Consider the following 24,795-nt stretch of genomic DNA (forward strand, 5'->3'; position numbering starts at 1 on the left):
ATACCAGAAGAAGGGCAGTCTCTGTGACACTTGGACGACAAAGGGGTACGCTTTGCCTCCATGGTTTCGCCCGAGTTAACCTCCGTCAGGGCGCGCCGCCGGTCCAGGGCTCCCAAAGGTCGCGCCGATTGGCGACAAAGCGCTCGGCAACGCTTTCGACGCTCGCCTCGGGCTCGTTGAGCTGGGCAAGCAGTGTGTTCATTTCACTCAAGGGAAAGCTCACCCGCTGGAAATAGCCGGCTATGGCGGGCGCTTCGGCAAAGACCCATTCGGCCAGCGCCCCCACCACCATTTCGGAAGGGAAAGCGGAGGGCTGGGGCGAAGCGCATTCGATGCGCGCCAGGCACGCCATGGCCTCTTCCTTATATTCGCCCATGTCGAGCGCCCGGAATTCGACCTGGGCCAGCACGGCATTGGGCTGCCAATAGTAGAAAAAGAAGGTCTCGCGCCGGCTGACCGCTTCGGCGATCAGCGCGTCCATTTCAAAGCGATTGGCCGGCTCGACAAGTTCGGTGACGCCACCAAGCCCGTGAGCCTCGATCAGGTGGCGATTGATCACGGCGCAAGCCCAGTCGGCCGGGCAGGAAATAAAGCGCACCGGCTCGGTGCCCTCCCCTTCGGCAAGGCTGGCGGCAAGCTCAGCCACCGGCACCGACCCAGCGAATGCGCCATTGAGATAGCTGGGGGCGAACCAGCCTTCCATGGTGGCTTCGGCAAAGCTTGGCGCAGCGCTGCGCACCATCTGGCTCTGGATCGCCGCATTCCACACATCGGCCACCCGCGTCACCCACATCTCGGGAGCGATGGCGGGCTGGCCGGTCGAGCCCATGGACGAGGTCGTGGCCGCCAAATCCCCCGGCACGACGCGCACGGTGCAGCCAAAGGCCTCGGCCAGCACGCGGGCGTGGATCTCAGCCAGGAGAGCAGCCGAGGACCAGCTCATGCGCGCAATGGTCAGGTCCTGCGTGCCACATATCGGCGGTGGCGTGTCCGCTTGACTGGCCTCGTTCGACAGCGCCGGCACACCTGACTCGATGAGCCCCCCGCCATCCTGGGCACTGTCGAGCACGGTGATCTGGCCCAGGGCGGGCGCAGCGTAAAGGCAAAGGCTCATCAAGCCGGCTGCAAGGCTTCGTCCGCGCATGCTCAACCTCGTTCGACAGGGCGAGTCTATGCGCAATCACGCAGCGTTAAGCAACCGGCAGGCTTGGGCAAATTGCCTCACAACCCCCGGTGACTTTTGCTTTGGATTTATGCAACAGTCCAGCCAGCGGGGCGCGCGAGGCGCCCCCGGGATCCGCTGCCGCGCTCAAAGGAGGAGGCCATCAAGGCCACCGGGCCGGCAACGACAACAGAGGGACGTCCATGTTCAAGAATACCCTGACCCTGGCGGTCGCCGCCACCACCCTGTCCATCGCCGCTCCGGCCCTGGCCCAGGACAGCGGCGCCACCATCGGTTTCATCGGCGGCTTCACCGGCCCGATCGAATCGCTTACCCCGCCGATCTTTGCCGGCGCTCAGCTGGTCGTCAGCCAGGTCAACGAGCAGGGCGGCATTCTCGGCGGCGATCTGAGCCTCGTATCGGCGGACGGCGCATGCGATGCCACCGCTGCTGCCGCTGCTGCCGACCGCGTCATCAACACCGACAATGTCACCGCTGTGGTCGGCGCCCTCTGCACCGGCGAAACCATCGGCGCCTTTAACGGCTCGGGCCTTTCGGGCAATGTGGTCTTCGTCTCGCCCGCCTCTTCGGCTCCGGCCCTGACAACGCTCGAAGACAACGATCTGGTTTTCCGCACCACCCCCTCGGACGCTCTCCAGGGCGAGAAGATGGCCGCGCTGCTGCTCGCCAAGGGTCTGCAAGACATCGCCATCACCTATGTCAACAACGACTATGGCAAGGGTTTCGCCGATTCCCTGGCGGCCGCTTATGAAGCCGGCGGCGGCACCATTTCCGCCAATGTCGCCCACGAGGAAGGCAAGGCCGATTACCGCGCCGAGCTCGGCAATCTCGTTGCTTCGCAGAACCTTGTCGTCCTCGCCTATGCCAATGCTTCGGGCAACACCATCCTGCGTCAGGCTGTCGAGAGCGGTAATTTCACCACCTATGTGGGCGGCGACGGCATGGTGGGCGACGACCTGCTCAACGGCATCGACGCTTCGGCCGTTGAAGGCATGATCGCGACGCGCGCCGGTGCGCCGACCGGTGAATCCGTCGACATCTACAACGCTTTCACCGCCGATGGCTTCACCGCCAATGCCACCTATGCCCCCCAGGCCTATGATGCGGCCTTCCTGCTGGCGCTCGCCATCGAAAAGAACGGCACCACGGATCGCGAAGGTCTGTCGGCCGCGCTGCGCGATGTGTCCTCCGCTCCGGGCGAGATCATCCGCCCCGGCGAATGGGAAAAAGCCAAGGAGCTGATCGCAGCCGGTACAGACATCAACTACGAAGGCGCCGGCGGCTCGCTCGATTTCGACGAAGCCGGTGACGTCGACGGCATCATCGTCGAACTCGCCGTCGAAGGCGGCTCGTTCGTCGAAAAGGGCCTGATCGAGTAGTCTCGACCACGCTTTGCCACAAAGGGCCCGGGAGCAATCCCGGGCTTTTCTTTTTTGGAGTCCGCCATGTCCGATCCGGCCACACTTCGTTTTTACGCCAAGAATGCGAGCGCCTATGCCGACCATGCAACCGAGCCGACCGGCGCGCCGCTGACGGCCTTTCTTGCCGCCCTTCCCGCCCAGGCCAGGATACTCGAGCTTGGCTGCGGCAATGGCCGGGACGCCGCGCATATGCTGGCATGCGGGTTTGACGTCGAGCCCACCGACGGAACACCCGAGCTTGCGGCGGAAGCACAAAGACGCCTCGGGCGCCCTGTCGGTATCCTGCGGTTCGAAGAGCTCGAAGCCTTCGGGCGCTACCATGGCATCTGGGCCTGTGCGAGCCTCTTGCATGTCGAGGCGGCGCAACTGACTGCTATCCTCGCGCGCATCCGTCGCGCACTCAAACCCTCAGGCGTCTTCTGCGCCAGCTTCAAGGCCGGGAAGGGTGAGGGCCGCGACAGCCTTGGGCGGTACTACAACTATCCCTCGCCCGGAACGCTGCGCGCCAGCTACGGCGAGGCGGGATGGAGCGATGTGGCCTTCGTCGAACAGGAGGGCAGCGGCTATGACGGCAAGCCCACGACGTGGCTCTGGGTCACTGCGACCCGGCAACCGTGATCGCTAGTTTTGGCCCAAAACCTCGACAGAGATCCGGGGATCGTCGGTACGCGCTGCGATAGCGAGATGCTGGGCCTGGGTAACCTCGAGCACTTTGCTGGGACGATAGGCGCAGGCATTGAGCCCGCCGGCAAAGCGCAGGCTGGGATATAGGATGCCATCCTCCCCGCGCGCCCGGGCCGTTTCCCCGAAAAGCTGGCTGGCGCCATATCGCTCCGAATCGCCAAGGGCCGGATCGATGCTGCCGCAAAGGTCGATGAACCTGCCCTCAAGCCGCGCCATATAGACCCGGAACTGGCGCTCGACTGCCGGAACCCCTCTCGCATAGGCTTCCCGCCGCATGTGATGGGCCACCTCGGCTATGCCGGTCTCGATGCTGTCCGCGGCATACCAGGCGCCGAGATCGGGGCCGGAAAACCGCCCACCCTCGGGCGCCGCGTGCAAAAAGGCCGCCATGACGACCGACGAATTGGCCCGTCCGAACACCCACTCGCTCCGGGGCAGCCGCGACAGGCGCTCGACCACGAGCCGGTCGTTGGTCCAGCCAGCAAGCTCCATGACGGGCTCGAGATCAGCAGCGCGCGTCACCGTATCGAAAAGGCCAATGGGCGGAAAGCGCGACGGGATCAGCCGATAGCTCGGATGTGGCGCCAGTGCATGCATGGGCTCAGCGCCAGACGATATCTTGGGCGCGTGTTGGGGGAAATGTCACATCAAGCCCATTGGGCGCCATATAAAGCCCACCCCGCGCCGCATCGAGGAAGCGCCGCACCAGCATGATGCCATCGAGCGATCCCGCCGTGACCAAGGCAAGCGGCGCCTGCCCCCCGAAAAGCGGGGCACCATGGGGCCCCCGCAGCCAGGCAAGCTGCGCCGCGGTTTCGGCATGGAGGACGCCCAGAGCCTGATGAATGCCAAGAACGCCCGACAGCCGCATCAACGCATCGACATCGAGCGTGACATCCTTTTGCTCACGCGCCTGCCTCATCCAGTTGTGATAGGTCGAGCGACTGGGATAGCCCAGCACGAGCCGGCGCTGTTCTTCGGACAGTCCCCAGAGATCGGCGATGCTTGCAAAGGTGCGCAGGGCCGGCGCGCTGAGGCGCCGGCGATGAGCGGGATCGAAGCGCGCGCTGTCGAGCGCTGCGCTCTCGGGAATCAATGCGGCCTGACGTGCTTCACCAAAGCCAATGCCGGACATCTCGATCTCCTTCCCAATCAAGATAGTCCAAATTTGGACATTGTCAAGTTCTAGACTTTACCCTTCCCGTTTCACCACTTCCGGGATCAGCCCGCGTGGCGCAAATCTCAGGGCAATGGTGATCACGAGACCAAGCACGAAAACGCGCATCTGTGCCGAACGGGCTTCGATCTCGGGAATGGCGCCCCAGCCGAAATTGGTCGACCACATGCTCACAAGATCGAACACGGCCTTGCTCAGGGGCTCCGAGATGACCCAGATCAACCAGATCAGCACAGCGCCGAACAGCGCGCCCCAATTGTTGCCCGCGCCGCCCACGATCACCATGACCCAGATCAGGAATGTGTGGTTGATCGGCTGATAGCTCGAAGGATCGAAGATTTGCACGAAGCTGACCAGCATGGCGCCCCCAATGCCCATCAGCACCGAGCCGAACACGAAGATCTCGAGCTGGCGTGAGGTGACGTTCTTGCCCATGGAGGAAGCGGCGATGTGATTGTCGCGGATCGAGCGCATCATGCGGCCCCAGGGTCCGGCATAGGCGCGCGCGATCAGCCAGAGCACGCCCCCCAGCACCACGAGCGCCAGAACCAGGAACCCGGCACGCGCGGCGACCAAGGCCGACAGGTTATCCATGCCGCCCCCGGCAAGGTCCTGCGGCAGGGGCGTCGGCCAGGGAATGGGCGAGACGGTCAGGGTGCCGCGGGTCAGCCAATCCATGTTCTTGATCAGCGCCCGCAGGATCTCGGAAATACCGATCGTGGCGATGGCCAGATAATCGGTGCGCAGGCCCAGGCAGATCTTGCCCACGATGAAAGCAATGCCTGCGGCCAGCAATCCACCAAAAGCCCAGCCAAGCACAGGATGGCCGCCAAGGCCGCCGATCCAGCCGCCACCGGCGCTCGATTCGATATAGGCTGCGGCCGGATCGAGCTGGCTGCGATAAAGCACATAGGCGCCGAACCAGGCGATGACGGTCAGAACGGTCTTCCACTTGCCGGTGATGCCGATACGGTCAGCCTTGCGCGCCCCATAGACCAGCAGCGCCCCTCCGGCAAAGGCAAGCAGCGCCCGTCCGAGCAGGGCCGGACCATCCGAGCCCCAGAACACCGGATTGACCGGCGCGGAAATGAAGGTGACGGCCGCCCCGCCAACCATGAGAAAGCCCATAATGCCGAAGTTGAACAGCCCGCCATAGCCCCATTGGATATTGAGGCCCAGCGCGATCAGCGCATAGGCGGCAGCTTCCACGAGGCGCGAGGAGGTAAAGGGAAGGCCCATGACCCAGCCCACAAGCAGGATCAACACGAAAAGGCCGCCGAAAAGCGTGAGGGAACGCTGGATCATGACGAGGCTCCCTTGAAGATGCCGGTGGGACGCACAAGCAGCACGACGACCAGGATCACGAAGGCGACGGTGAGTTTATATTCGGTGGGCACGAGCGCCAGCGTTGCGGGCAGTTGCATCCACTCGGGCAGGACCGCATTGAGCGGGCGCAGCACCATGGTCCAGTTAAAGACCGCCAGCGATTCCGCAAATCCGATCAGCAGCCCCCCGGCAATGGCGCCATAGGCCTGTCCGAGGCCACCGACGATGGCAGCGGCGAAAATGGGAATGATGATGTTGAAGGCGAGGTCGGGCTTGAGCGTCACATCGAGCGCCAGCATGGTGCCGGCCATGCAGGCCAGCGCCCCGGCCACGATCCAGGTGACGCGCACGACAAGCGCGGTATTGATGCCCGAAACCTGCGCAAGATCGGCATTGTCGGCCATAGCGCGCATCGCCTTACCGAGGCGCGACCGCGTCAGGAACAGGTGCAGCGCCAGAACCGAAACAAAGGTCACGACGATCATGAAGACCTGCGGCTCGGTAATCACCAGCGGGCGGGTGGAGCCGATGGCGCTGAGATCGATGCGGAACACGTCCTTTGGCTCGTTCTGGAAGAAAGAATAGGAGCCGGCTCCGAAAAACAGGCGGATCAGGCCCTGCACCATCAGCGTCACGCCGATCGAGGCGATCAGCAGCGTCACCGGCTTGGCGCCACGCTTGCGCAGCGGGGCATAAAAGCCCTTGTCGATGCCGAGCGCCAGAATGGCAGCGAGCACCATGGCGATGGGCAAGACGACGAAACCGGTGGGAACGGGCGTGACGATGCCCCAGGCGGCAAAGGCCGAAGCAAGCAGAAAGGCGATAAAGGCGCCGCCTGTCATCAGTTCGGAATGGGCAAAGTGCGCAAAGCGCAGAATGCCGAAAATCAGCGTGATGCCGACCGCCCCGAGCGCATAGATGCAGCCCAAAACGAGGCCGGAAATGATCACCTGATTGGTAAAGAAGACGAGTTCGGTCATGCAGGGACCTCAACTAGGCTCGGCGCAGCCACCAGCCACCAACGCGTTCCCGCAAAAGGGGGAAAAGCGGGGCCGATCGAGCCAGGCGAAAGACGATATCGGATAGTGCGGGAGCGGACGCGCGCCGCAAGGCAAACGGACATGGTCAACCCCCAAGGAAACTTTTGGCGACTTCGGGATCGGCGATCAGCTCAGGGCCGGTGCCGGTAAAGCGGTTCTGCCCGCCTGCGAGCACAAAGCCCTTGCTGGCAAAGGCCAGCGCCTGGCGGGCGTTCTGCTCGACCATGAGGATCCCGACGCCTTCCTTGTTGACGCGCTGGATGGTCTCGAAAATTTCGATCACGTAACGCGGCGAAAGGCCGGCCGAGGGCTCATCGAGCATCAACAGGCTCGGCTTGCTCATCAGGGCCCGGCCCATGGCCACCATCTGGCGCTGGCCGCCCGACAGTTCTCCCGCTGGCTGCCGGCGTTTTTCGGCCAAAACCGGAAACATCCCATAAACCCATTGCATGGTCCGGGAAAAATCGTCGCGGCGGGTGAAGGCACCCATCTCCAGATTTTCCTCGACGCTCATCGAGGTGAAGACGTTCTTTTCCTGCGGCACGAAGGAAAGGCCCTTGGGCACGAGCTTGTCGGGCAGGGAATTGGCGATGTTCTCGCCCCCGAAATCGATCGTGCCACCGGTGACCTTAAGGAGGCCGAAAATGGCCTTGAGCGTCGTCGACTTGCCGGCCCCGTTGGGCCCGACGATGACGCCGATATCGCTCTTCTCGATCGCAATATTGACGCCATTGAGGATCGGCGCGCCGCCATATCCGCCCACGACGTGTTTGAGTTCGATCAGAGGCATCAACGGGTCTCCCCAAAAAGTGGGAACCGGTTTTTGGACAATGAGACCCGCACCTATGCGACCTCCACCGGCGTGCCGAAATAGGCTTCGACGATTTGCGGATTGGCGCGGATTTCGGCCATGGGGCCCTCGGCGATCTTTTCGCCCTGCGCCATGACGATCACGGGATCGCAGAGCCGGCCGATCAGGTCCATGTCGTGCTCGATCACGAAAAAAGTGTAGCCGAGCTCCCGGTTCATGCGCTCGATATTACCGGCAAGATCGTTGAGCAGGCTCTTGTTCACGCCGGCCGCAACCTCGTCGAGCAGCACCACCTTGGCATCCACCATCATGGTGCGGCCAAGTTCGAGCAGCTTCTTCTGCCCGCCCGACAGGTTTCCAGCCAGCTCATTGCGGACATGACCGAGCTTGAGGAAGTCGATCACATCGAGCGCCTTCTTGCGAACCTCGGTTTCCCGGCTCTTGACGAGCCCGGGCCGGAACCAGGTCGACACCAGATGCTCGCCCGGCTGGTCGCCCGGCACCATCATCAGGTTTTCGAGCGCCGTCATCTGCGAAAATTCATGCGCGATCTGAAAGGTGCGCAGCATGCCGATGCGAAAAAGCTGGTATGGCTTCATACCAGTGACATCAGCCCCGTCGAAGATCACCTGGCCGCTATCGGGCACGATATTGCCCGCAACCATGTTGAAGAGGGTCGATTTACCGGCCCCGTTGGGCCCGATCAGTCCTGTGATCGATCCACGCTTGACCGATAGCGAGCAATTGTTGACGGCCAGAAGGCCGCCAAAGCGTTTTGTGACGCTGCGAACGTCAATCACCAAATCGGTGGTCAATGAGCCGCCCCGAATTCCTGAAACGATGCCACCCGGTTGAATCCGGGCAAATTTGGGGCATCTGCTCACAACAGGACGGGCCGGTCAACGCGTGCAGCGCGCCAATGCGGACAAATATCCGCCAGCGGCGCCCTTTTTCCTCAGAACGGTTTAGGGAAAATCCGTTCAGTTGGCGAGATGAGCCAGAACCGCGTCGGCGGTCGAGCGATTGTTTGCCAGCGGCACGTCATAGAGGGTTGCGAGCCGCGTCAGCGCCTTGACGTCGACATCGTGCGGCTGGGCCGACATGGGATCGATGAAAAAGATCAGCATGTCGAGCCGCCCTTCGCAGATCATGGCGCCCAATTGCTGATCCCCGCCAAGCGGACCGCTTTTCAAAAGCGCGATCTCGAGACCCGTGGCCGCCTTGACCCGGCTGCCGGTCGTGCCCGTGCCCCACAGCTGATGCCGGGCCAATTTGGCCCGGTGCCGCTCGGCCCAGGCACACATGTCGTCTTTCTTGTCGTCATGGGCCACAAGACCGATCCGCGCCATGCTACACTTCCCTAATCCGGCATCAAGCGTCTGCGTTGGGGGCGCAAGGGCGCCCTGATCCTTGCTCAGAACGCTTCCCAATCCGCGGCGAGGGCGGTGTTGCCGACGACCCGCGGGGCAGCCGCGCGTTTAGGCCGTGCCTCAAGGCGCGGCGCCTCGACCGAACCGGACACCTGGAACACATCGACAATGCCGTCGAGTTCGCTGGCCTGGGCTTCGGTCTGCTCGATCGCGGCATTGGTTTGTTCGACAAGCGCGGCATTGTGCTGGGTCATCTCGTCCATCTGGCGGACGGCGATGGTCACTTCCTCGAGCGCCGATGACTGGTCGCGATTGGCCTGGGCGATGGTGTCGATCAGCGCCGCGCTTTCCTGCGTGCCGGCGAGAATATCGTGCAGCACTTCGGCCGCGCGCGCCACGAGCTGGGTGCCGCTGCGCACTTCGGCGGCGCTGGTTTCGATCAGCGCCTTGACCTCGGAGGAGGCATTGGCCGCCGACTGGGCAAGCCGCCGCACTTCGACCGCTACGACGGCAAAGCCCTTGCCCGCTTCTCCTGCCCGCGCCGCTTCCACCGATGCATTGAGCGCCAGGAGATTGGTCTGGAAGGCGATGTCGTCGATCATGCCGATGATGTTGGAGATCTTGGCCGACGAGGTTTCGATGGCGGCCATCGCGCCATTGGCCGCTGTGATCGCCTGACCGCCGGAGGTCGCGCTTTCCGCCACGCTGCGCGCCTTGTCGCTCGCCGTTGCGGCGCGCCGGGCGTTTTCCACGACAGCGGTTGAAAGCTGCTCGATGGCCGCAGTGGTTTCTTCGATCGTGGCGGCCTGGCGCGTCGTGCGATCGGCAAGATCGTTGGCGCCCGAGAGGATTTCACCCGTCGCTGTCTTGAGCGAGCGCGAGGTCTGCTGCAGCTGCAACACGATAGTGCTGAGCCGTTCGGCGACGCCATTGGTGTCGTGCTTGATCTGGTCGAATTCGGGATCGAGCGCTTCGGTCACGCGCGTGGTCAAATCGCCCCGTGCCACATCCTGGAGCACCGCGCCGGTAGCGGAAACAGCGGCGCGGATCTTGTCGCGTGCAGCAGCTTCGGAATCCTGGGCGTCCTGGGTGAGCTTGCCGAAATAGGCGGAAACCCCGATATCGATATCGAGCATGATGGCCTTGAGCACCGATACCAGCGCCGCGCTCATGGCGGCGACATCCTGCATCACCGCGGCGGGATCAGGCGGCACGCTGCGGCCGAACCGGCCCTTTTTCGGCGCAAGCGCCTCGCTCATATAGTCGGTAATGATGCCGGTCACGAGCGTCTCGACGATCAGGCTATAGCCCCCGATATGCCAGCGCGGCTCGAGGCCGATCTTGGCATGCATCAACCCCACGCGGCTGCTCGCCTCGTAATAGCTGCTGTCGAGATTGCCCGAGGCGATCGCTTGCCAGTGGCCCACCTGCTTGCCCTGGGCGCGATCCATCTGCTTCTTGCCATCGAAAAAGCGCGCCACGGCCGGAACGGTGGCGACATGGGCATAGAAGCGGTCAAGCGCCGGGCCGAGGTGCCTGTCGATATGGGGGCGGATGCGGGCGAGACGCTCCAGCGCCTCGGCGTCGAGCTGGACGAAATCGAGCCGCGATTGCAGCTGGGCGTGGGAGCTGGGCATGGTCAAGCCTTGAAAATTGGCGCCGGCGTCTGGTCAGAGTGATCCGCGGGCAAGTCCCAAGTCTTGATCTGGATCAACGTCCCGCCAGCATGGAACCTTTTGGTAAATTTGGGGTTTAAGAAGGTTATGCTGCGTCTCGGCGGTGCGAAAGCGGCTCTATCCTGCGGAACACATCGACGATATCGTCGAGCTTGGCGGCCTGGGCTTCGGTCTGCTCGATGGCGGCATTGGTTTGTTCGACGAGCGCGGCATTGTGCTGGGTCATCTCGTCCATCTGCCGGATCGCGCCGGCGATTTCGTCGAGCGCGCCCGACTGCTCGCGGCTGGCTCGGGCCATGGCATCGATCAAGCCGAAACTGTCCTGGGCTCCGTGCAGGATTTCGTCGAGCTTGCGCGCAGCAAGTTCCACCAGTTGTGCGCCGGTCCGCACCTCCCCGGCACTGGTTTCGATCAGCGCCTTGACATCGGCCGAAGCCTGAGCCGCCGACTGGGCAAGCCGCCGCACCTCGACCGCCACCACCGCAAAGCCCTTGCCGGCATCGCCTGCCCGCGCCGCCTCGACCGAAGCGTTGAGCGCCAGAAGGTTGGTTTGAAATGCAATATCGTCGATCAGCCCGATGATATTGGAGATCTTGCCAGAAGAGGCTTCGATCGCCGTCATGGCTCTCGTGGCTTGTCCCATCACCTTGCCGCCTTCGGTGGCGTCTTCGGCCAGAACCCGCGCCTTGTCGCTGGCGGAACTGGCGCGCCGGGCATTCTCACCCACGGTCGAGGCCAGTTGCTCCACCGCCGCCGAGGTTTCCTCGATGGTCGCAGCCTGGCGCGTCGTGCGCTCGGAAAGATCGTTGGCGCCAGCAAGGATTTCCCCCGTGGCGGTGCGCAGTGACGTGGACGCGGTGCGCAAGCCCCCAACAATGGTTTCGAGCTGGCCCAGCGACTGGTTGAAGGCCTGCCGCAAGCCCTCGTACTGGCCGGAAAAGCGCGCATCGATACGGCCACCGAGATCGCCATTGGCCATGCGCGCCAGGCTCTCGGTCAAAAGCGCGATGATCCCTTCGGCTCGTTTGCGCTCGGAGATGTCATTGGCGAACTTGACCACCTTGGTCACCCGGCCCGACGCATCGAAGATGGGATTGTATGAGGCCTGGATCCAGATTTCCTTGCCGCCCTTGCCAAAGCGCTGGAACTCGGCCGCGACGAACTCGCCTGCGCGCAGCCTTTGCCAGAACTGCTTGTAGTCCGCGCTCGCCGCATAGCCGGGTTCGCAGAACATGGCATGGTGCCGCCCCACGATCTCTTCGAAGCTATAGCCGACGGTATCCAGAAAATTCTCGTTGGCTTCGATCACCTTGCCTTCGAGATCGAAGGCGATCACGGCCTGGACGCGGGAAATCGCCGCGATCTGGGCGGCGTGATCCGCCGCCATCTGCTTTTGCCGGGTGATGTCGGTGGCGAATTTGATGATCTTGAACGGCTTCCCATCCCGTCCCAGCACCGGATTATAGCTGGCCTGGATCCACACTTCCCGCCCGCCCTTGGCAAAGCGCCGGTACGCCGCGGACTGGAAATGCCCCTTGGCGAGTTCAGCCCAAAAAGTCTTGTATTCAGCGCTTGCGACCAGATCCTGATCGCAGAACATCGAATGGTGCCGGCCCACGATTTCGGCGCGCTCGTAATCCATGGCCGCCAGGAAATTCTCGTTGGCCTCAAGAATTGTACCATCGAGCGCAAATTCGATCACGGCCTGGCTGCGCGACATCGCCGCGCATTTGGCTTCGAGATCGCGCTTCGAAGACCCCTGCAGAAATCTCGGAGACCACATGCTCTGCCTCACTTGTGGGGCAACGCCCCTTGTGCCCCTCACGATCAAGGTTGTGGCCAAGTCGTTAATAGACTACTAATTTTCAGCTGTAGACTATACTTAATCAGCCAGCAGCAGTTATCGACGGGACACTAGATGAGCAATATGCAACACTATTCAGCAGATGCTACGCACTTATTCTGACTTCCGCAGTAAGAGTGCTTTCTGCATCGAACCAATAGTGTTGCAGTGCCTTTTGAAGGCACCTTGTCCCAGGTCGCGAAAGGGGTACCGAGAGGTGCCCCTTTCACACTGCGCACCGTTGCTGCCACACGATAGGACACGAACAAGCGCGCTCCGGGACGAAAGGAGTCCCAGATCGTTTTACCCACGAATGTGCTGGTGACCGACGCATGGCTCAGCACCCCAAGGGCAAAGCAGCAGGCGTTGTGATGCCAGAGGCACTCACCCGAGCCAGATTGTCGGCCCCAACCTGCAATGTTCCTGCGTCATTGGTTCCATGCCACAACCTAGGTTAAGGCGCAGTAAACCTGTGCGTAACACAGACCGAAAACAAAAACGGCGCCCAGTGGGCGCCGCTTTCATGCATCGCTGCGTCAAGGGCCTAGAACTCGTCCCAGTCCGCCGAAATGGCGGCATTGCCCTGGCTCCGGAACGTCTGCGGTGCCGGTGCCCGGGGCGCGGCGCGACGCACCGGCGCCTCGCTTTCGGCGAGCGTAAAGGTATCGACCACCCGGTCGAGTTCGCCGGCCTGCGCCTCGGTCTGCTCGATGGCGGCATTGGTTTGCTCCACCAGCGCCGCATTGTGCTGGGTCATCTCATCGAGCGTGCGCACGGCGCTGCCCACTTCGTCGATCGCCCGCGCCTGCTCCTTGCTGGCTTTGGCAATGGTCTGCATCATCTCGGCATTGCGCGCCACGGCACCCAGCATGCTCTCGAGCCGCTGCGCAGCGGTAGACACAAGGCGCGAACCGCCCGACACTTCCTGCGCACTCTTTTCGATCAGTTCCTTCACCTCGGCAGAAGCCTGTGCGGCGGACTGAGCAAGCCGGCGCACTTCCACTGCGACCACGGCAAAGCCCTTGCCGGCCTCTCCGGCCCGCGCCGCTTCGACCGATGCATTGAGCGCCAGAAGATTGGTCTGGAAGGCGATGTCGTCGATCATGCCGATGATGTTGGAGATTTTCGAGGACGACTGGGTGATGCGCTCCATGGCGTCATTGGCCTGGCCCATGACGCTGCCGGCTTCCTCGGCTTCCTTGGAAACGCTCTGCGCCTGGTGGCCGGCCTCGCCGGCAAGATCGGCATTGCTGGCGACGGTGGAAGCCAGCTGCTCCATGGCGGCCGAGGTTTCCTCGATCGTCGCAGCCTGCTTGGTGGTGCGCTCGGAAAGATCGTTGGCGCCCGAGAGGATTTCGCCCGTCGCGACCTTGAGTGCGCGCGAGGTGGTGCGCAGCCGTCCGATCACTTCACTAAGCTTGTCAGCCACCCCATTGGTGTCGGCGCTCAGTTCGGCAAAAGCACCCTGATACTCTCCCGTCATGCGGTGAGTCAGGTCGGCCTGCGCCAGATGGGAAAGCACTTCGCCGGTTTCGCTCAGGCCCCGATCGACCGTTTCGACCAGCATATTGACGCTGGTTGCCAGGCTGTTGAGCTCGGCATCGGCAAATTGGGCATGGACGCGCTTGGAGAAATCCCCGGCAATGGCGGCATCCACGACTTCACCGAAGGCGGCCTGCAGCGCCACCATCATGTCGGTGCGCTCGATGCGGCGCCGCTGGGCGGCTGCACGCTCTTCCTCGGTCATCTCGGCCATCTTGAGCCCGTTCTGGCGGAACACCTCCACGGCCTTGGCCATGGCGCCCACTTCATTGTTCCGCTCAACATAGGGCACTGCGGTTTCAAGGTCCCCGGTCGCGATATTATCCATCACGCCGGCAAGCCGCGGCACGGGCGCTAGCAGCAGGCGCGACATGGCAAAACCGATCAGGCCGACGACCACCAGCACACCGGCGCCGACCTTGAGCAGCAGGAACAGCAACTGGCTGATCGTATTATCGACCTTGGCCCGATCGACACCGACATAAAGCGCGCCAATCGTTTGGCCTTCATGTCCTAGGATCGGCTGATAGGCCGTGTAATAGGCGGTGCCGAGAATCGTCGCTTCGCCGAAATAGCTTCGGCCCTCGCTGATCGCGGCATAGGCCGGGCTTGCGGAGCCCATGGTCGAGCCGATGATGCGTTCGCCGTCTACATCGACAATAGTCGTGCTCATGCGCACGAAATCCTGCTGCTCGGCATCCCAGCTGAAGATGGTTGCGGACTCGCCGGTCATGCGCACCACGGAATCGACGATGTCGTGATTGATGAAGAGGCGCGGCAAGGCCCAGGCGACAATCCCTTCGAGCTCACCGCTCTCGCTCCAACTTGCCTCGGTGCCGGGCATGCTGTTGGCCAGAATGGTCGCGGCGGCCCGCAGATCCGAATGCTGCTGATCGATGGCCTGTTCGCGCAATTGCGTGCCCAGGTTCATATAAACAGCCAGGATCATGGCTGCGGTCGAGAACACGATAGCCGTGACAACGAGCCAGACAATCGCAGTTGTGAGTTTGATGTTGGCGGCTATCGCTCTGATTTTCTTCAACATTGCTGTCCCCTCGCGCAGCGATTGTCCGCGCGCGCACCATTGGGGAAAGCTAACAGCGGGGTCTTAATCGTCCGTTATGCATGCCACAATCCTGCCCGGAACGAAAAAGGCCCGCTCACGGAGAGCGGGCCTATCAGCCTTCACGAGGGCAGGCAGGCTCAGAATTCGCTCCAGTCGTCTGCCTTGATCGCGGCATTGCCGCGACTGAGATATTCGCGCGCCGCGCGACGCAGTTGACCGGGCAATCCCTCTGGCCCAGGCTGGCCGGCCGCGGGACCGGGCCGCTGCTGGCGCTCACCGGTTGCAAAGATATCGACGATCCCGTCGAGCTTGATAGCCTGCGCTTCGGTCTGCTCGATCGAGGCATTCATCTCTTCGACGAGCGCGGCATTGTGCTGGGTCATTTCGTCCATTTGCCGGACGGCGGCATTGACCTCCTCGATGGAAGAGGCCTGCTCGCGGCTTTCGCGCGCAATGCCGGTCATCAGGGTGTTGGATGCCCGCGCCGCGTCCAGCATCGCCTCGAGCTTGGCCGCGGCATCGGTGACAAGGCGCGTGCCGCCCTGCACTTCAAGCGCGCTCTGCTCGATCAGGCTCTTGACGTCGGACGATGCACTGGCCGCCGACTGGGCCAGCCGCCGCACTTCCACCGCCACAACCGCAAAGCCCTTCCCCGCTTCCCCGGCCCGTGCCGCCTCGACCGAAGCATTGAGCGCCAGAAGATTGGTCTGGAACGCAATGTCGTCGATCATGCCGATGATGTTGGAGATCTTGGCCGAGGAAGCGGTGATCCGCTCCATGGCTTCTGTTGCCTCGACCATGACCTGGCCGCCTACCTCGGCCGACCGCGTCACATCGTCGGCAGCGGTGCTCGCCTCCTGAGCGCTCCGGGCATTCTGCAGCACGGTTACGGCCAGCTGCTCCATGGCGGCAGAGGTTTGTTCGATCGTTGCCGCCTGCTTGGTGGTCCGCTCGGACAGATCGTTGGCGCCTGAAAGGATTTCGCCTGTCGCCGCCTTGAGCGTGCCCGATGTCTGGCGCAACTGGCCCACGACATCGCCTAAGCGGTCGGCGACGGCATTGACATCGGCCTTGAGGCGGGCAAAGGCGCCCTTGAAGTCGCCCTCCATGCGATGGGTCAGATCCGTATTGGCGAGCGCCGAGAGGACCTTCCCCGTCTCGCCCACGCCGCGATCCACCGTTTCCACGAGACCATTGACCGAGCGGGCCAGGGCATTGAGCTCATCGTCGGGGAATTCGGCGTCCACCCGGCGCGAAAAATCGCCATCGATTGCAGCATCGACAACCGCGCCAAAGGAGCGCTGCAACTGCTGCATCATGGCGGCACGCTCGGCCTGGCCGCGCACGATCGCAGCCGCCTCCGCCTCGGTCATCTCCGCCATGCGCAGCCCGTTGTTGCGGAACACTTCGACGGCCCGGGCCATGGCGCCGATTTCGTCACGCCGCTGCGCGCCCTCGACCGCAACGCTGAGATCGCCATCGGCAAGACCATCCATGGTCTCGGTGAGTTTGGAAATCGGCCGGCTGATCGAGCGCGCAAAAAGGAACCCGAGTCCCGCGGCAATTGCCAGCAGCACGCCGCCGACCAGCAGCGTCATGTTGCGCATGCTCACGACAGGCGCGAAAACCTCTTCTTCGGGCTGCACCGCCGCCACCGCCCAGGTGACCTCACCCACCGAAACCGGTGCCGCGCGCACGACCATGGGCGCAGACCGGTAATCGGTGCTCATGCCCTCCCCGGTTTCCCCGGCAATGGCGCGCTCGACCACATCGGCCACGAGCGCCGTCGCCAGCACGTCGCTTTCGGGGCTGCGCAGGGATTCGCTGCGCAACAGGCCATCGGCACCTACGACCACCACCTCGCCGGTTTGTCCAAGACCCGACAGCCCTCCGACGCGCGCGCTCATCGGCTCGGGCGAAATGGCCAGCACCATCACCCCCGCATTCTCGTCCTTGTCATAGACCGGCATGGCCATGAAACTCTGGGCAAGCCCGGCCGGACCATAAAGAGTGAAATCGACAAAGGCCGCCTTGCCATCGGGCAGGTTCCGCGCCGCGGCGAAAGCCTGGCCGAGCCCAGACCCCGACAGGGCGGCATCGCTGACGGCATCGCCGGAAAAATCGTCGTTCTTGGCGACGGAATAAACCACATCGCCCGTCGCACTGATCAGCAGCACGTCGGAATAGCCGCGCTCCTGCTGCAGGGTGCGGAAGCCGGGATGGAACCGCTTGTGCGGCGCGTCGTAGCCGGCGCCCTTGATCCCGACGCTGTCGACGGACGAGCGGTCGGCGGGGTTGGGGTTGTCGGCGACATAGGCCGAATGCAGTTGCGCGGCGGCGCCATCGCCAAGCCCCATGCGCAATTCATCGAGCGCGCGCGTCAGGTTTTTGATCGCCGCCACCGTGTCGGAGCGCTGCACAAAGAGCCGGAGATCGACCTCAACGCCCGAATAGTAGTCGCTGACCAGGGCCCGCGCCGTGTCGAGCGAAGCCTGCATCGACTGCTGGCGCTGCGCCTCGACGGTATTGAGCCCGATCAGGTAGCTTGCGACGCCGACACCGGCACTGACCACCAGCGCCGAGCCCACTAGCGCCAGCGGCAGTTTCTGGGCAATTTTCAATTGCGGAAAAACGCGCATCCAAGCTCCTCCCCCGAGCCGTCCGATCGCCTCTCCCCAGGCAGCACTCCCGGCCCAAAGGGCTGGAGCGGATCGGAAAAATTCGACGCAAACGATATAGCTCTACGTTTAACCACTTATTACGCAGCAGGCATTTCTCCGGCGCAGCAAAAAGCCCGCAGCGCCTTTCGGCAGCGCGGGCTCCAAACTCTGCCGAAGGGGCGTGGCGATCAGGTCAGCGCGCCGATCACCGCTTCGATGCGCTTTTTCATCGTGCCCACGTCGAATGGCTTGATGATATAGTTGTTCACACCGGCCGAGATCGCTTCCTTGACCTGTTCGGCATCGGACCGGCCCGTGGCCATGATGAAGGGCATGGCCTGAGTGCGCGGGTGCTTGCGGATCACCTTGAGCAGCGTCAGCCCGTCGATATCGTCCATGTTCCAGTCGGAAATGATCAGGTCGACATTGGACTGCTCGAGCTTGCCCAAGGCGTCGCGGCCGGACTTGGCCTCGATGATGTCCTTGAAACCGAGCTGATTGAGAATGTACTTGCAGATGCCACGCATAGATTGCTGGTCATCAACGATCAGAACACTGACAGCACTGGCTTTGGGCACGGATCTAAACCTCTTATGCGCCGGGGCCCTTGAGCCCCGATATTGGATGCCATCCTAGGCAACAAGCGTTACAATTCTCTCAATCCGGCGTGCGGGTTTTGCCCCATTCACGCCGCGCTGCGCAGCCGCACCAGCGCATTGGCGAGCTTGCCTGCGATCTGTTCGATGGGCGCCTGCTCGACCACCGCGCCTTCTTCGAACGCCACCCGCGGCATGCCATAGACAAGCGCCGAAGCCTGGCTCTGACCCACCGTATAGGCTCCTGCATCGCGCATCAGCTTGAGCCCTCTTGCCCCGTCCCGGCCCATGCCGGTCAGGATGGCGCCGACAGCCATGGCGCCGGCCGTCTTGCTGACCGATTCAAACAGCACATCGACGCTTGGCCGATGCCCGCTCGCCAGTTCGTCCTGGCTCAGACGCGCCTTGAGCTGGCCCGAAGAGCGTTCGACGCGCAGGTGATAATCGCCCCGCGCCACATAGGCATGGCCGCGCTGGAGCACCATGCGGTCTTCCGCTTCCACCACCTTGAGTGCGCACAACTCATCGAGCCGTGCGGCAAAGCGGCCGGTAAAGCCTGCGGGCATGTGCTGGGCGATCACCACGGGCGGGCAATCGGCCGGCATGCCCGTCAGGACGGTGCGGATGGCTTCGACGCCGCCGGTCGAGGCGCCGATGGCGATCAGCGCGCCTTCGGGAGCAGCCGCGGTGCGCACCACGGTCTTGGGCGCCTCGATCCGCACCGCGGCACCGCGCACATCGGTGCGGGCGGCATTGCGGATCTTGTCGCGCAGGCTTGCCCCGAAAGCGTCGAGCCCGCCGGCAAATTCGGCGCTCGGCTTGGCCACGAAATCCACCGCCCCCAGTTCCAGTGCCAGCAGCGTTTCGCTAGCGCCCTTCTTGGTCAGGGTCGACACCATGACCACCGGCATGGGCCGCAAGCGCATCAGTTTTTCGAGGAAATCGAGCCCGTTCATATTGGGCATTTCGATATCGAGGGTCACGACGTCGGGATTGAGCTGCTTGATCTTTTCGCGCGCTTCGATCGGGTCGGTGGCCGTGCCCACGACGCTGATATCCCCATCGCGCGTCAGCATGCGGCTCAACACCTCGCGGATAAGCGCCGAATCGTCGACGACCAGAACCTTGATTGTCATGCTGCTTCTCGTTTGTTCATGCGCCGGGACTGGTAGATCGTCTTGCCCACCAGCCGAAAACCATCGCCGCCCGATCCCAGGTTTTCCGAATGGCCGATATATAAAAAGCCTTCCGGCGCGAGCATGGTGCCGAACCGGCCGAACACGGCGCCCTGGGTGGGCTTGTCGAAATAGATTGCCACATTGCGGCAGAAGATCGCGTCGAACGGCCCTTTCATGGGCCAGTCCGCGATTAGGTTGAGCGGCTTGAAGCTGATCAGCTCCCGCGCTGCCTGCGGCACCTGAATCGTGCCATCGCCCAGCCGCTGAAAGGGCTTTGCGCGCTCTGGACTAAGACCTGACAGCTCGTTTTCCGGATAGATCCCGCGCGCGGCCTTGGCGATCACGGCAGTGTCGATATCGGTGGCCAGGATCTTGAAGTCCCAGCTTTTCAGCCCCGGATGGGCGGCCAGAAGATCCATGGCGATCGTATAGGGCTCCTGCCCCGTCGAGCAGCCGGCCGACCAGATGCGCAGGCGCGAGCCTCGCGGGCGCGCGGCCAGCAATCCACCCACATAGGTGCGCAGATGATCGAAATGGTGATCCTCGCGATAGAACCGCGTCAGATTGGTGGTCAGGGCGTTGACGAAATCCTGCGCATCGCCAGCTGGAGCGCCTTTTTCCAGATGGTCGATATAAGCATCGAAGCTGTCGAGCCCCAGAGCGCGAACGATCTTTGAAAGCCTTGAAACCACCAGCGTGCGCTTGGCATCGCTCAGCGAAATACCAGCGACCTTATAGACCCTGGCCTTGATCCGGGCGAACTCGCGTTCGCTGAGAGAAATCTCTCCCTGATCCATGAAAACTACCCCGACTGCCCCCGCTCACTATCTGGACCTGCCGACTGTTGAGCGGTGCCGATTGTGGCCGGTTCATTCCTTAGATTGCGTAAATTCGCTTCGCGCCTTTGCCCTATATTTGCGCAAGGCAAGCAATGGCGGCCGACGCTTCAGAAAAGCTCGATATCGTCGACCGGCTGTGGCACCACGACGCGGCGCCGCGCCAGCGCCATTTCTTCGCGCGCGACATTGGCACCCATGTCGCTGTCGAGCCGCTTGACGAAGGCGCGGCCCGAATGGGGCTTGAACAGCACGCGGCGGGCAAAGGTACCGCCCAGATCCTCGCCGGCTGCCACATAGCCTTCATCGACAAGGAACTGACGGACGAATTCGATGTTCTTGGCCCCGACATCGTCGAGCGCCGAGTTGATTTTGCCCCCGCCAAACACCTTGATCTCGAGATTGGACTTCTTGCCTGACCCCATGGAGAGGACCTTGTTGATGAGCTGTTCCATGGCAAAGGCCCCATAGCGGGCTGAAGCGCCATAGCGGTCCCGGGCCGACCCGGATTGTTCGGCAAGCAGGAAATGGTTCATGCCCCCGACCTGGGCGGCACGGTCGCGCACACAGGCCGAAATGCAGGATCCCAGAACTGTCGAAAAGGTGACATCGGCCTGAGCGGAGACATGGCAGTCGCCCTGGTGAACCGTAGTGACGACGCCCCGGTCGAATTCGGGGGGCAGCGAATTGTTCTGGCCCATGGGTCGAGCGATACCTGTCTGCACGATTTTGTTCGGAGCTTAGCGTTAAGTCGTTATCCAAACGCTAACCACGAGGTGAGCCCTTTGCACAGTGCCGGTTTCGGCAAGGACCGTTTAGGATTTCCCGGTTAGATTCGGGCTGAAGTCTGAGGTTATGAACGTATGTCTTTGCAGAAACTTGCGAGAGAGCTCGACGAAACAGCCCGCCAGTCCGCTGCCATGTTGGAAGGCATAACCGAGGCCCTGGAACTGCTTTCGGATTCAAGTGTCGGCAAGGACGCCTCGGTCAAGCAGGCGCTGATGATGATCGTAACCGCCCTTCAGGGCCAGGATCGCATCGAGCAGCGCTGCCGCAACATGGCTCTGGCCGCCCGCCAGTTCTCGCTTCTGCCTCCCACTGCGCCTGAAAGCGTGTTCGACGAGATCTGGCAAAGCCTGACGCTGGACGAATTGCGGGTGCCGTCCCTGTCGGGCGTCGCCGCCAAGCAGGCGAGCGGAGAAGTCGAGCTCTTCTGAGCCCTTCAGTCTTCGATCCCAGCTGTCCGGCTCCCCTGCCCCGAGCGGCTCAGCCGGTCCTCGGTGAACTGGGACCAGACCGCGATAAAGAGCGCTGCCACGAGCGGCCCCAGCACGAAGCCATTGATGCCGAAGAGCGAAAGCCCGCCAATGGTCGAGATCAGCACCACATAGTCGGGCAGGCTGGTTTCCCTGCCGACGAGCAGAGGGCGCAGCAGGTTGTCGATCATGGAAATGACGAGCGCCCCTACCACCAGCAAGACGATCGCCTTGGTCATTTCCCCGCTAAAGCCGAGATAGGCAGCAAACGGCGCCCAGACCAGGCTTGCACCTACCGCGGGCAGAAGCGAGAGCACCCCCATGACAACGCCCCACAGAAGCGGCGCATCGATGCCCAGAAGCCAGAAGGTGATGCCCCCGAGCCCCCCCTGGATGACGGCGATCACGAGGTTGCCGCGCACCGTCGCCTTGACCACCGAAACGAACTTGGCCGCAATATGATCGGTCCTCTTGCGGTCGAGCGGCACCGCGTTGCGCATGGCCAGCGCTAGATTGCGGCCGTCCCGGAACAGAAAGAACAGCAGATACAGCATCAGCGCGAGGATGATGAAGACGTGCAGCGTGGTCTGGCCCACCCCATAGGCCCCGCTCGCAATATTCTGCGCCACCGAAGAAAGGCCCGAGGTCAGGCTCTGCTGGATATCCTCGAGCGTGCTGAGATTGAGATTGCCCAGCGCGTCGTCCGCCCAGTCCGGCAGCATGGCCTGGAACTGGTCGAGCGCGCCGGTCAGGGTCCAGTTGCTGTCCCGCACCTGCCGGTACAGCGCCCTGACCTCGGCGGAAAGCGATACGATCACCAGGCTTGCCGGGATCAGCACGACGCAGATGCAGGTGATGACGCTGATCACCGCTGCAATGCTGCGCCGCCCACCGAGGAGGCGCACAAGCCTTTGATGCACCGGATTAAAGAGAATGGCGAGGATCACCGCCCACAGGATTGCGCTATAATAGGGCAGCAGCAGCCAGCCGAACAGCAGGCTGATCGAAACAACAAGCGCGATGAAGCTGATGGTTTCGATAGTGGTTCTGGACACGGGCATCAGCTCTTTTCATGGGACGTGGCTTTCCGGCAGCAGCGATAGGTGGCCGCGTCAGCCGGGCCGCTCGACAAGACCGAACATTGGCCCGAAACCTCCGTGCCAGGAAAAGTCGTTGCGCCCCTGTTCCGGATCGTAAAGCCCGGTGCCGCGCCCACCATCGAGAAACAGCGCATTCGCGCACCCGAGGTGATCCCGAAAAAGCCGGGCAAAATCATGAAAATTGACGGCCCGGTCGCTGATGGCAAAGCGGATCAACCCGTTCTCGCACACGCCCACGCCGCTGCGCGGCCGGCGATCGGTCGAACCTTCGATAAAGGCGGGGTGCAGCGTGCCATCGATCACCAGCATCGGCCCCGACTGGGTGGCGAAGCGCACCGGCGGCCGGCGCTCGAGATAGGTTTCGGTCGGCAGGATCTGTGCGCCTTGGTCGGTCAGGAGAAAGACCCCATTTGGCTTTTTGTAGAAATTGGGAACGCCCGAGGGCGAGCCCGAAAGGTCGCGCAGATTGGGCGAGCGCAGCTCTTCTCCCGATTCCACATAAAGCCCCATGGGCGAAAAGTCGGACTGGTACATGCCCGCATTCATCGCGAAAACGAGGCGCTCGCCACTGCGCTCGAGCTGGTCGGAAACGGCGCTGAACGAGCGATAGGCGTCCCCTTCCGGATTCTGCCAGAAGAGACGCAGATCGGCTTGGGCCGGATCGACAGAACAGACCACAAAGCCAAGGCGATCGAAATCCTGGTGCTCGCAAGGGCTCGCCGCGCCCGGCTGCGCGAGGGTAACGAGGGCAACAAGCGAGAGCAGCAAGGCCGCAGCTCTAAGGAAAATTCTGGTCATGGTCATGCGCATTCCGCCCCGAAGTGGCAGCCCCACACGGCAGAACCATGCGGGGCTTTGGTCACTTCATCTTAGCGAACCTTGCGGCTACGCTCCAGAACCGGCTTGAAGCCTTCTTGCTCGAGGGCGCCGTCGGTCGGCTTTTTCTCGTTTTCGATGACGGTCATGCCTTCGTCGGCCGTTCGCGACTGGGGCCGGTTGGCCTGCGGATCGGGCTTTGCTTTCTTTGCCTTCAGCGCCTTTTGCGCATTGTTGACGAGGTCCGATTTCCCGTCCTTGGCGCGGCGGCGGGCGCTTTCCTTGTTGACGCGCTGCATGGCCGAGGCGAGGAGCGCACTCTTTTCCACGCTACCGCTATTGTCGGAGGCAGGTTTGGCCCCCTGCGGGGCGGCCTTGCCGCGCATTTCCCGCCTTTGCCGTTGGGCGATGGTCTGCGCCTTGTCGCGCGCTTCGCGCAGGCGCTTGGCGAGCGCCGAAAGATCTGTGTCCGATACCTGGCCGAGCGCAGGCTGCTTGGCCTGTTCGACCAGTTCGCTTTCATCCTTGGAGAGCAGGCGCTCTATGTCGCGGCGGCTTCGGCTCATGTCTGGCTCCTTTCGAATTGTCGCAAAGGGCAAACTGGAACCGCGCGGCGAAGGTTGCACCTGGGGCGCCGCCGGCGCGAAACCCCATGAAAGAAGGGCGCCGCGCGGCGCCCTCGGTCACTCGGACTGTCGGCTGGGCTCAGGCGTCGAGCTTGGCGCCCGAAACCACGGCGTGCAGGTCGATCAGCCCCACCATGCGGCTGTCATGGGTGACGATGCCATTGAGGAGTTCGGTGTCGATGGCATTGCCTTCGGGCACATTGTGGATGTCGTCGCGCGACACGGTCAGGATATCGCTCACCGCATCGACGAGAATACCGACCCATTTGTCGCCCACGCTCATCACCACCACGACATGGTTCTTGGTGGGCGAGGTCTGGCCATCGCCAAAGCGGGCCCGCAGGTCGAAAATCGGCACGATGGTGCCGCGCAGGTTTATGACCCCGCGCACGAAGTCGCGCGTGTTGGGCAGCGGGGTCGCCCCATTCCAGGCGCGGATCTCGCGCACCGTGGTGATTTCCACGCCATAGGTCTGCTCGCCAATCGAAAAGGCGATGAGCTGGAGGGTATTCTGGCCGACAACGGCCGACTTCTCCCCGGTTTCCTCACGCAGGCTAAGGGCTTCCATGTGTTGAACCTTTCTGCGGC

At 62.8% G+C, this 24,795-nt stretch carries 23 protein-coding genes; 3 read left to right on the forward strand and 20 right to left on the reverse strand.

The genetic code is table 11. The features are described from left to right. Nucleotides 1–85: 85 nt before the first annotated feature. Nucleotides 86–1,144, reverse strand: a complete 1,059-nt coding sequence (locus BM364_RS13645; RefSeq protein ID WP_092425538.1) for a glycine betaine ABC transporter substrate-binding protein — start codon at nucleotides 1,142–1,144, stop codon at nucleotides 86–88. A 221-nt stretch (nucleotides 1,145–1,365) separates the two neighbouring features. Here BM364_RS13645 and BM364_RS13650 point away from each other — a divergent pair, with 221 nt between their 5' ends. Both BM364_RS13650 and BM364_RS13655 read left to right on the forward strand, forming a co-directional pair. Next, nucleotides 1,366–2,562 carry an ABC transporter substrate-binding protein gene (locus BM364_RS13650; protein WP_092425540.1) on the forward strand — a complete coding sequence of 399 codons (1,197 nt, stop codon included), beginning with the start codon at nucleotides 1,366–1,368 and terminating at the stop codon, nucleotides 2,560–2,562. Nucleotides 2,563–2,628: 66 nt separating this feature from the next. Next, complete coding sequence (locus tag BM364_RS13655; RefSeq protein ID WP_092425541.1) at nucleotides 2,629–3,222, forward strand: class I SAM-dependent DNA methyltransferase; 594 nt, start codon at nucleotides 2,629–2,631, stop codon at nucleotides 3,220–3,222. 3 nt (nucleotides 3,223–3,225) lie between these two features. On the opposite strand, the gene BM364_RS13660 is transcribed toward BM364_RS13655, so the two are convergent. The 15 genes from BM364_RS13660 to BM364_RS13730 form a co-directional block, all read right to left on the reverse strand. Further along, nucleotides 3,226–3,885, reverse strand: a complete 660-nt coding sequence (locus BM364_RS13660) for an RES family NAD+ phosphorylase (protein ID WP_092425542.1) — start codon at nucleotides 3,883–3,885, stop codon at nucleotides 3,226–3,228. Between the two features lie 4 nt (nucleotides 3,886–3,889). Next, a complete protein-coding gene (locus tag BM364_RS13665) occupies nucleotides 3,890–4,423 on the reverse strand; it encodes an MbcA/ParS/Xre antitoxin family protein (protein ID WP_092425543.1) in 534 nt (177 codons plus the stop codon). A gap of 57 nt (nucleotides 4,424–4,480) precedes the next feature. Further along, entirely contained in the window at nucleotides 4,481–5,770 is a 1,290-nt protein-coding gene (locus BM364_RS13670; RefSeq protein WP_092425545.1) for a branched-chain amino acid ABC transporter permease, read from the reverse strand. After that, nucleotides 5,767–6,771: a branched-chain amino acid ABC transporter permease gene (locus BM364_RS13675; RefSeq protein WP_092425547.1), complete on the reverse strand. Its 1,005-nt coding sequence runs from the start codon at nucleotides 6,769–6,771 to the stop codon at nucleotides 5,767–5,769. The genes BM364_RS13670 and BM364_RS13675 overlap by 4 nt, the downstream gene beginning before the upstream one ends. Nucleotides 6,772–6,916: 145 nt before the next feature. Beyond that, on the reverse strand, nucleotides 6,917–7,621 hold the full coding sequence (locus BM364_RS13680; RefSeq protein ID WP_092425548.1) for an ABC transporter ATP-binding protein: 705 nt from the start codon (nucleotides 7,619–7,621) through the stop codon (nucleotides 6,917–6,919). A gap of 53 nt (nucleotides 7,622–7,674) precedes the next feature. Then, complete coding sequence (locus BM364_RS13685; protein ID WP_092425550.1) at nucleotides 7,675–8,457, reverse strand: ABC transporter ATP-binding protein; 783 nt, start codon at nucleotides 8,455–8,457, stop codon at nucleotides 7,675–7,677. Nucleotides 8,458–8,622: 165 nt separating this feature from the next. Continuing rightward, complete coding sequence (locus tag BM364_RS13690) at nucleotides 8,623–8,991, reverse strand: methylglyoxal synthase (RefSeq protein ID WP_092425552.1); 369 nt, start codon at nucleotides 8,989–8,991, stop codon at nucleotides 8,623–8,625. Between the two features lie 65 nt (nucleotides 8,992–9,056). Beyond that, nucleotides 9,057–10,649, reverse strand: coding sequence for a globin-coupled sensor protein (locus tag BM364_RS13695; protein ID WP_244542883.1), 1,593 nt, complete (start codon nucleotides 10,647–10,649; stop codon nucleotides 9,057–9,059). Between the two features lie 124 nt (nucleotides 10,650–10,773). Next, nucleotides 10,774–12,471, reverse strand: a complete 1,698-nt coding sequence (locus BM364_RS13700; protein WP_092425554.1) for a methyl-accepting chemotaxis protein — start codon at nucleotides 12,469–12,471, stop codon at nucleotides 10,774–10,776. A 604-nt stretch (nucleotides 12,472–13,075) separates the two neighbouring features. Further along, entirely contained in the window at nucleotides 13,076–15,118 is a 2,043-nt protein-coding gene (locus tag BM364_RS13705; RefSeq protein ID WP_175528613.1) for a methyl-accepting chemotaxis protein, read from the reverse strand. Between the two features lie 158 nt (nucleotides 15,119–15,276). Next, a complete protein-coding gene (locus BM364_RS18685; RefSeq protein WP_244542884.1) occupies nucleotides 15,277–17,778 on the reverse strand; it encodes a methyl-accepting chemotaxis protein in 2,502 nt (833 codons plus the stop codon). Between the two features lie 209 nt (nucleotides 17,779–17,987). Continuing rightward, a complete protein-coding gene (locus BM364_RS13715; protein WP_092425555.1) occupies nucleotides 17,988–18,377 on the reverse strand; it encodes a response regulator in 390 nt (129 codons plus the stop codon). A 107-nt stretch (nucleotides 18,378–18,484) separates the two neighbouring features. After that, nucleotides 18,485–19,531, reverse strand: a complete 1,047-nt coding sequence (locus BM364_RS13720) for a protein-glutamate methylesterase/protein-glutamine glutaminase (RefSeq protein ID WP_092425557.1) — start codon at nucleotides 19,529–19,531, stop codon at nucleotides 18,485–18,487. Beyond that, entirely contained in the window at nucleotides 19,528–20,370 is an 843-nt protein-coding gene (locus BM364_RS13725; RefSeq protein WP_092425559.1) for a CheR family methyltransferase, read from the reverse strand. Before BM364_RS13725 ends, BM364_RS13720 begins: the two co-directional genes overlap by 4 nt. Before the next feature lie 149 nt (nucleotides 20,371–20,519). Then, nucleotides 20,520–21,134 carry a chemotaxis protein CheD gene (locus tag BM364_RS13730; protein ID WP_210186441.1) on the reverse strand — a complete coding sequence of 205 codons (615 nt, stop codon included), beginning with the start codon at nucleotides 21,132–21,134 and terminating at the stop codon, nucleotides 20,520–20,522. 138 nt (nucleotides 21,135–21,272) lie between these two features. Between BM364_RS13730 and BM364_RS13735 the strand changes: the two genes are divergently transcribed. Continuing rightward, nucleotides 21,273–21,626: a hypothetical protein gene (locus BM364_RS13735; protein WP_092425563.1), complete on the forward strand. Its 354-nt coding sequence runs from the start codon at nucleotides 21,273–21,275 to the stop codon at nucleotides 21,624–21,626. 5 nt (nucleotides 21,627–21,631) lie between these two features. Here the strand turns inward: BM364_RS13735 and BM364_RS13740 are convergent, their stop codons facing one another. The 4 genes from BM364_RS13740 to BM364_RS13755 form a co-directional block, all read right to left on the reverse strand. Next, nucleotides 21,632–22,720, reverse strand: coding sequence for an AI-2E family transporter (locus BM364_RS13740; protein ID WP_244542885.1), 1,089 nt, complete (start codon nucleotides 22,718–22,720; stop codon nucleotides 21,632–21,634). Between the two features lie 57 nt (nucleotides 22,721–22,777). Further along, entirely contained in the window at nucleotides 22,778–23,569 is a 792-nt protein-coding gene (locus BM364_RS13745) for a phosphodiester glycosidase family protein (RefSeq protein ID WP_092426345.1), read from the reverse strand. Between the two features lie 65 nt (nucleotides 23,570–23,634). Beyond that, the gene (locus BM364_RS13750) at nucleotides 23,635–24,147 is read right to left on the reverse strand and encodes a hypothetical protein (protein ID WP_092425567.1); all 513 of its coding nucleotides are present in this window, start codon (nucleotides 24,145–24,147) and stop codon (nucleotides 23,635–23,637) included. A gap of 139 nt (nucleotides 24,148–24,286) precedes the next feature. After that, a complete protein-coding gene (locus BM364_RS13755; RefSeq protein WP_092425569.1) occupies nucleotides 24,287–24,775 on the reverse strand; it encodes a chemotaxis protein CheW in 489 nt (162 codons plus the stop codon). Nucleotides 24,776–24,795: the final 20 nt, after the last annotated feature.

This window comes from Devosia crocina, from assembly GCF_900116545.1.
In the GTDB taxonomy this organism is placed as follows: Bacteria; Pseudomonadota; Alphaproteobacteria; order Rhizobiales; family Devosiaceae; genus Devosia; species Devosia crocina.